The 283-nt window shown below is 52.3% G+C and carries 1 protein-coding gene; it reads right to left on the bottom strand.

Annotated elements, in window-relative coordinates:
• Positions 1-283: hypothetical protein (locus A7985_RS26705; RefSeq protein ID WP_218061313.1), on the bottom strand; the 283-nt coding region annotated here is incomplete at both ends.

Raw genomic sequence — 283 nt, 5'->3', positions numbered from 1 at the left:
TGATCTGCTTTCGCTGCCAACTGTTTATTCACGGTCACTGTGTCTGCTTTTGCGTCAAGTGCCGTTGTCATGGCTGCCTGATCTGCTTTTGCCGCCAATTGCGTATTAACCGTCGCGGTATCCGCCTTCGCTGCTAACGCAGTATCCATCGCTGCTTGATCTGCTTTCGCTGCCAACTGTTTATTCACGGTCACTGTGTCTGCTTTTGCGTCAAGTGCCGTTGTCATGGCTGCCTGATCTGCTTTTGCCGCCAATTGCGTATTAACCGTCGCGGTATCCGCCT

The sequence above is a fragment of the Pseudoalteromonas luteoviolacea genome (assembly GCF_001696455.1).
Classification (GTDB): Bacteria; Pseudomonadota; Gammaproteobacteria; order Enterobacterales; family Alteromonadaceae; genus Pseudoalteromonas; species Pseudoalteromonas luteoviolacea_C.
This window is presented reverse-complemented; position numbering and strand designations above follow the sequence as displayed.